The following is a 6,483-nucleotide window of genomic DNA, read 5'->3' as shown; positions in this document are numbered from 1 at the left end:
TCTTCACCCGCGCGTTCCAAGAACCAGGAGGGAAGACCCTCACCCTAACCCTCTCCCAGAGGGAGAGGGGACATCCACGGGCCCTCGGACCACACTAGTAACGCACGTCCAGACTCGGCAGCAGCAGCTTCGCCTCGCCGTGCGTCTGGAACGACTGTTTCAGGTCCAGGTGCACCACCGCGCGGCCACGCTCGGACAGGTACGTCAGCGGCGCCTCGAAGCGCAGCGGCGCCACCCGCGTGTCGATGACTCCACCGCCCGAGCCCTCCTCATACCCGCCGAAGTCGTCGAACGTCACCTCCACCTTCACCCGCTCCACGCCCTCGGGAACCAGGAAGAGGCCCACCAGGTGCGCCTGCTCCGCCTGCGTGAGCTCCATCGGGAAACGGGACTTGAGGCGCACCGGCAGGGCCTCGCCCGCCACCGTGGTGACGGAGATGCGGCGCACCTGCACCAGCGCCGAGTCATACCCGGGGTTGTTCACCCCCTTGAGGCGCAGCTCGAAGCGCTGGCCCTGCGCGTCCGAGGGGAAGTCCTGACCCGGGCCCGTCGTCTCCGTCCGGGACGCGCCACCACAACCCCCGAGCCCGAGCGCCACCGCGCCCAACACCGACAGCATCCGCTTCTTCATGGTGAGTGTTCTCCTGGAAGGTGTGTGAAAGCAGTGGCCCTACCGGCGGCCCGGCTCCACCGGGTCCACGGCGATGCTGGCCGCGTGCGCCGGCGTGGCGCGCCCCGCGTCGAAGCCCCCGGGCAACGGCTTGCCGAGCCCCGCGTCATTGTGGCGGCCCAGCTCCCGCCCCAGCCGCTCCAGCCCCGTCTCCCCCGAGCTGCCCCGCAGGGTGCGCAGGGCCTCGTCCAGCGCCCGGCCCCGCTTCTCACTGGCGCCGAAGAGCCGCTCGTTGCACGTGGCCACCAGTGCCTCGCGTGCCAGCTCGAAGCGGAGCACATCCGTCTCGGTGCGCACCCCGCCGTTGCGGTCCAGGCCGGGGCTCGCCCACAACAGGCCCAGCGCCTGCTCCAGCGACTCCACCCGCGCCACGCCCAGGTCCAGAGCGCCCCCCGCGAGGCACTGCCCCAGCGCCTGCTCGTGCACCTTGAAGAAGCCCGCGTTGCGCGAGGGCCCCGGTGCCACCGGGCTCGGCGTCTCCACGCAGTGCGGATCATCCGGCGGACACGTCAGCTCGCAGTCCACGAAGGGCTCGCAGCAGGTGACGCGCGCGGCGCACTGCGTCTCGCCCAGGGCCCACTTCACCCGGAGCGCGCTGTCGAAGCTGTCATCCCCCCGCCCATCACTGGCCGCCAGCGCCTGGCAGGCCTCGGGCGTGTCCAGCTTCAGCTCGAAGGTGGCGTCGCGCGACTCCCCCACCCCCACCGCCATGGGCGTGGGGAAGGGCGTCCCGAAACCGTAGCGCGCCAGCAGCGGATCCTCCACGAAGTCCGCCACCGACTCCCCCGTGGGGTGGACGTTCCTCAGCTTGTAGTGGAAGCGCAGCGTGGCCGGAAACTTCGTCACCCGGGGCGCCACACCCGGGGTCTGCCCCTCGCCCATCACCTGGACGCGCTTGTCACAGGTGAACTCGTGAGCACTCGCCGCCCCAGCCCCCGCCAGCACCACGGCCATGGCCGCGGCCTTCCATCCCCTCTGCATGTCGCTCCTCCAGGTGTGGACCCGAGCGCCCTGCCTGCTCGTCGCTCCACTCCCATTCACGACCCATACCGGGCACCCGCCACCCCACTTCGTCCACCGCAAGTCGCTCCGTGGGTACAGCGTGCGACAGGGGTGCTTGCCTGCCTGCCCTGGGTTGGGAAGCGGTGCGCCATGGAGTGGGAAGAAGGTTACCCACCATGGGACCAGACAGTTCCACATGAAGGAAAAGTGAATCGCGAGGGAACAACCCGTTAGAGTCCCCCTCGCTATGAAAGCGCCTGAGACGGATGAGGCCTTCTGCCAGTGGTATGAGGACTGCTGGGCGGATCGTGACGAGGTGGAGTACCCGAAGCTCTTCGGGGCCATCAGCGAAGAGGTCTACACGCTGGAGCAGTCTGGTGCGTTGGAGGCCTGGCTGGAGAGTGAGCTGGCCGAGGTGAAGGAGCTGGATCCCAACTGGGGAGGCATGGGCGTGCGCGTGGCGCCGCCGAGTCCCGAGTACCCCTACTGGACGTACGTGACGAGTGGCCTGTCCAACCCCATCACCCTGGCCCCGGGAGAGGAAGTGGACGCCAACTCCCCCAGCGGCGTCGGGTACGAGATGGTCATCCACACGACCGAGGAGGCGCAGTGGCCGGTGCTGCGGCTGCTGGACATGATGGCCTACAACCTGGTGTGCATGCGCGCCTTCGCGGTGGGGCACCGCTACCCGGTGGAGGGCACGCTGACGGGCGGTGAGTCCAAGCTCAACGGCTTCGTCTTCGTGATCGACCCCTCGCGCCCCACGCACTTCCAGCTCGAGTCGGGGAAGGTGCAGCTGCTCACTCTGGTGGGCGTGACGAAGAACGAGATGGCCTTCTCGCGCTCCAACGGCATGGACCGGCTGATGGCGAAGCTGGTGGCCGCGGGCACCGGCTACATCACCGATCCCGGCCGGGAGCAGGTGCAGCTCTAAGCCACCCGAACTAAGTTCGGTCAGGGGGTACAACCGCTGAGGCCGAGAAATCGGGCCTTGGCGCTGGGCCCCCTGAACGGAATTACTTCTCTTGGCTTAGCCGCCAACCTCATTCCCCTCCCGCCGGGAGGGCACACCCCTCTCCCGCTGGGAGAGGGGCGGGGGTGAGGGTCTCCCGGCATGGAGACCCTCGTCACCCCACGCGGCCGTAGATGCCGCCGCGGATGTCCACGCCGAGGCCCCACTCGCGGCCGGCGATGTCCACCTGAGGCCCGAGCGGCAGCGAGTAGCTCGCCCACGTGCGGCCCCCGTCCTCGCTCACGTGGAGCGCCGGATCCGGACCCTTGGAGGGGTCCACGCCCCGGGTGAGCAGGCGCAGCGCGCCCTCGGAGGCCACGAGCCGCAGCGGCTCACGGCCCAGGGGCAGCGGCTCCAGCCAACGCACCTCGGAGCCCTGGCGCTCGCCCACGCGGGCCTGGCCGTCCACCACCGCGGCCACGAAGGCCCCGTCCACGTCCACCACGCGCGCCGCGCCCACGTTCAGCTGGCTCCACGTGGAGCCCCCATCCGTGCTGACGGAGAGCGTCCTGCCCAGCAGGGCCACACCGCCCTCGACACGCCGCAGCCGCTCCGTGTGCGGGTTGCGCTCGCCCTCCAGCTCCAGCTCCATCCACGAGGCACCGCCGTCCGTGGTTCGCCCGAGGAAGAAGGCCCCCAGCACCCAGACTTCCCGCTCGCTGATGGCGAGCACCTGGCCGAGGCTCGGCGCGCCCACCAGCCCGCGGCCCTGCCACTGCTGGCCGCCATCCGTGGACACCAGCAGGTGGTAGTCCGAGCCCGAGCCCGAGGGCTTGAGCGAGCCGCCAATGGCGACGCCCAGCGCCCCGTGGCAGTCCAGGGCCTGAATCCAGCCCGGCCCCTCCCAGGTCTTCGTCACGGCCCCGGCGGCGGCGCGATGAATCTGGGCGCGGCGGGCCTTCATCCGCTCCAGCAGGCTGATTCCGGGCGGCTCCGCCACGGCGCCGATGAGGCCGAAACCCTCACGGCTCGTGGCCACCGCTCCGGCCTTCAGTCCCTCGGACAGCTCTCCCAGCTTCTCCCAGTCTTTCTCCGGCACGCGTCAACCTCGGAAGCTCGAATCCGGCGCGAAGATGCCAGCCCTCGCGCTACCAGGGAAGTTTGGGCCGCTTGATGAGGTCGCTGAACGTGCTCTTGACGTCCTTCCACGCCTCCTTGGCGGACTCCTTGACCACGTTCGCGGCGTCCCCGACGTCCATCTTGCCCAGCGCGACGAAGATCTGCCGGACGCCGTCCTGTGTGAACAGGTCCTTGAGGTCCGGCGTGGTGCCGATCTTCATCAGGTCCTGCGCGGGCAGGTTGTAGAGGCCGGACTGCACGTAGGCGTCCGGGTGCGAGTCGTAGGCGAACTTCTTGAAGGCCTCGGGGTCGCGCTCGAGCTGGGCGAAGCCGACCGGGTCCTCCATGCGCCTGGTCTCGATGGCCTCCTGGAGGGCCTTGAGGCAGCGGTCGCGCCACTCGAGACCCTGGGGGGTCAGGTCCTTGGGCCCGAGCTTGGAGAAGCGGTCGCAGTACTTCTGGCCGTACTCCAGGTAGTAGTCGGGCGGCTTCATGCCGGGGTTGCGGCGGACGAAGTCGTCGTAGCGCTTCTTGTAGTAGTCCCGGGTGCCGGTGGGAATCTCGGCGGGGAGGTTCCGGGCGGCGTTGGTGCGGCCGGGGGTGAGCGCCCGGGCCGTGGCGCGGGTGGTGGTCTCGAAGGCATCGCTGGGACGCGCCGGGGCGGCGGGCGAGGCGGTGGCCGGCGAGCGGACGGTGTTCTTCTGCACGACCGTGGGCTCCGTCTGGGCGGCCTGGGTCCGGGTGGGGGAGAGCCCCGGGCGTTGAATCCTCATGATTTCCAATTATCGAGAGTTTCGCCCGGAAGTTTCCACCCCCGAGCGAACTCATACCCCGAGTGTGCGCCAGGACACCGGGGAGGCCCAGGCTGCCCGCTCGCCGGGCGGCCGTACGTCCGGGTAGTAGGGAATTGTCCTCCAGGGCCGCTTGAGGCGCCCCACCCGCCTGCCCAGCTTTGCGCGGCGTGGGAGTTCCCGCGTCACACAGGAGGAGGACGGCATGGCGGCGATGGATCTGAACAAGATGATGGATCGGCTCAATAACCTGATCGCACTCGATATCGACGCGGTGGGGGCGTACGAGGCGGCGATCAACCGCATCGACGTGGAGTCGCTGCGCATGAGCCTGAGGGAATTCCAGCGGGACCATGAGCGCCACATCCAGGACCTGACGCGGGTGGTGGTGAGCCTGGGTGGCACGCCGAGGACGAAGCCGGACGTCAAGGGCTTCATCCTCAAGGGCTTCACGGCGGTGACGTCGATGATGGGCAACGAGGCCGCGCTCCAGGCGATGCGGGGCAACGAGATGCTCACCAACCGCACCTACCAGGCGGCGCTGGAGGTGGAGTGGGGCGACGAGGCGCGCGCCATCATCGAGCGCAACTACTCGGACGAGCAGCGGCACCTGGCGTTCATCGAGAACGCGCTGCGCACCCGCATGTGGGAGCAGACGCCGGCGCAGCCGTAGGCACACGGAGCGCCCGGGCGGCCACGGTGGACACCTGGCCGCCCGGCGTCCCGGCCCCGGGGATGAGAAGGTAACGGGGACGGTTGCACGCTCCCTCGCGTGTTTTTCCATCTGTTGGGAGGCGGGAGACCCCCGCCCCACGGGGAGGGAGACATGCGAGAGAGCGAATATCCCGCGCGCTGGTGGCATGCGCTGGAGGACGGGCGCATCCAATGCGACCTGTGCCCGCGCGACTGCAAGCTGCACGAGGGCCAGCGGGGCATGTGTTTCGTGCGCCAGCGCACGGGCGAGCGGATGGTGCTGACGACGTATGGGCGCTCATCGGGGTTCTGCGTGGACCCCATCGAGAAGAAGCCGCTGGCGCATTTCCACCCGGGCAGCAGCGTGCTGTCGTTCGGGACGGCGGGGTGCAACCTGGCGTGCCGCTTCTGCCAGAACTGGGACATCTCCAAGTCGCGCGAGATGGACCGGCTCACCGACATGGCGAGCCCCGAGGGGATTGCCCGGGCGGCGGAGCAGTACGGCTGCCGGAGCGTGGCCTTCACGTACAACGATCCGGTCATCTTCGCCGAGTACGCCATGGACGTGGCGGACGCGTGCCATGCGCGAGGAATCCAGACGGTGGCGGTGACGGCGGGGTACATGCACGCCGAGCCGCGCCGCGAGTTCTACGCGAAGATGGACGCGGCGAACGTGGACCTGAAGGCGTTCACGGAGGACTTCTACTTCAAGCTCACGGCGGCGCACCTGAAGCCGGTGCTGGAGACGCTCGAGTACCTGCGGCACGAGACGAAGACGTGGCTGGAGATCACCACGCTGCTGATTCCGGGGAAGAACGACTCGGACGCGGAAGTGGGGGCGATGAGTGAGTGGCTGCTGAAGCACCTGGGCCCGGACGTGCCGTTGTTCTTCACGGCGTTCCACCCGGACTACAAGCTGCGGGACATCCCGGAGACGCCACCGGAGACGCTGAGGAGGGCGCGGGAGATCGCGCGCAAGGCGGGGCTGCGGTACGTGTACACGGGGAACACGCACAACTCGGAGGGCGAGACGACGCTGTGCCCGGACTGCGGCGGAGAGCTCATCGTGCGGGACTGGCACGACATCCTCAGCTACCGGCTGACGGAGGAGGGCAAGTGCCCGGACTGCGGAACGAAGATTCCGGGACACTTCGACGCGAAGCCGGGAGACTTCGGCCGCCGTCGGCGCCCCGTCGCGGTGATGTAGCCCCCTATCCGCCCCATTCCCGTGCGCCATGGTGGTGCACTCACGGGAA

General features: G+C 69.2%; 7 protein-coding genes. 3 read left to right on the top strand and 4 right to left on the bottom strand.

What is annotated here, in order from left to right:
• Window positions 1–94 precede the first annotated feature (94 nt).
• Together Q664_RS01055 and Q664_RS01050 are read right to left on the bottom strand one after the other, a co-directional pair.
• A complete protein-coding gene (locus tag Q664_RS01055) occupies window positions 95–631 on the bottom strand; it encodes a hypothetical protein (RefSeq protein ID WP_043388716.1) in 537 nt (178 codons plus the stop codon).
• 39 nt (window positions 632–670) lie between these two features.
• A complete protein-coding gene (locus Q664_RS01050; protein WP_043388714.1) occupies window positions 671–1,651 on the bottom strand; it encodes a hypothetical protein in 981 nt (326 codons plus the stop codon).
• Between the two features lie 268 nt (window positions 1,652–1,919).
• Here Q664_RS01050 and Q664_RS01045 point away from each other — a divergent pair, with 268 nt between their 5' ends.
• Window positions 1,920–2,606, top strand: coding sequence for a suppressor of fused domain protein (locus Q664_RS01045; RefSeq protein ID WP_043388712.1), 687 nt, complete (start codon window positions 1,920–1,922; stop codon window positions 2,604–2,606).
• A 193-nt stretch (window positions 2,607–2,799) separates the two neighbouring features.
• Here Q664_RS01045 and Q664_RS01040 read toward each other — a convergent pair whose 3' ends face one another.
• Together Q664_RS01040 and Q664_RS51395 are read right to left on the bottom strand one after the other, a co-directional pair.
• Complete coding sequence (locus Q664_RS01040; protein ID WP_043388710.1) at window positions 2,800–3,723, bottom strand: WD40/YVTN/BNR-like repeat-containing protein; 924 nt, start codon at window positions 3,721–3,723, stop codon at window positions 2,800–2,802.
• Between the two features lie 49 nt (window positions 3,724–3,772).
• A complete protein-coding gene (locus Q664_RS51395; protein ID WP_052517519.1) occupies window positions 3,773–4,516 on the bottom strand; it encodes a hypothetical protein in 744 nt (247 codons plus the stop codon).
• 223 nt (window positions 4,517–4,739) lie between these two features.
• On the opposite strand from Q664_RS51395, the gene Q664_RS01030 reads away from it, so the two are divergent.
• Both Q664_RS01030 and amrS read left to right on the top strand, forming a co-directional pair.
• Window positions 4,740–5,207 (top strand): ferritin-like domain-containing protein, encoded by a 468-nt coding sequence (locus Q664_RS01030; RefSeq protein ID WP_052517518.1) that lies wholly within the window; start codon window positions 4,740–4,742, stop codon window positions 5,205–5,207.
• Between the two features lie 153 nt (window positions 5,208–5,360).
• Window positions 5,361–6,434 carry an AmmeMemoRadiSam system radical SAM enzyme gene (gene amrS / locus Q664_RS01025; protein WP_043388708.1) on the top strand — a complete coding sequence of 358 codons (1,074 nt, stop codon included), beginning with the start codon at window positions 5,361–5,363 and terminating at the stop codon, window positions 6,432–6,434.
• Window positions 6,435–6,483: the final 49 nt, after the last annotated feature.

The sequence above is a fragment of the Archangium violaceum Cb vi76 genome (genome assembly GCF_000733295.1).
Lineage (GTDB): Bacteria > Myxococcota > Myxococcia > Myxococcales > Myxococcaceae > Archangium > Archangium violaceum.
The sequence above is the reverse complement of the archived record's forward strand: the minus strand, read 5'-3'. Positions and strand labels throughout refer to the sequence as shown.

Excerpts from the sequence above, each read along its gene's own strand:
- Q664_RS01055 (WP_043388716.1), bottom strand. The coding sequence starts at position 631 with ATGAAGAAGCGGATGCTGTCGGTGTTGGGCGCGGTGGCGCTCGGGCTC.
- Q664_RS01050 (WP_043388714.1), bottom strand. The coding sequence starts at position 1,651 with ATGCAGAGGGGATGGAAGGCCGCGGCCATGGCCGTGGTGCTGGCGGGG.
- Q664_RS01045 (WP_043388712.1), top strand. The coding sequence starts at position 1,920 with ATGAAAGCGCCTGAGACGGATGAGGCCTTCTGCCAGTGGTATGAGGAC.
- Q664_RS51395 (WP_052517519.1), bottom strand. The coding sequence starts at position 4,516 with ATGAGGATTCAACGCCCGGGGCTCTCCCCCACCCGGACCCAGGCCGCC.
- Q664_RS01030 (WP_052517518.1), top strand. The coding sequence starts at position 4,740 with ATGGCGGCGATGGATCTGAACAAGATGATGGATCGGCTCAATAACCTG.
- amrS (WP_043388708.1), top strand. The coding sequence starts at position 5,361 with ATGCGAGAGAGCGAATATCCCGCGCGCTGGTGGCATGCGCTGGAGGAC.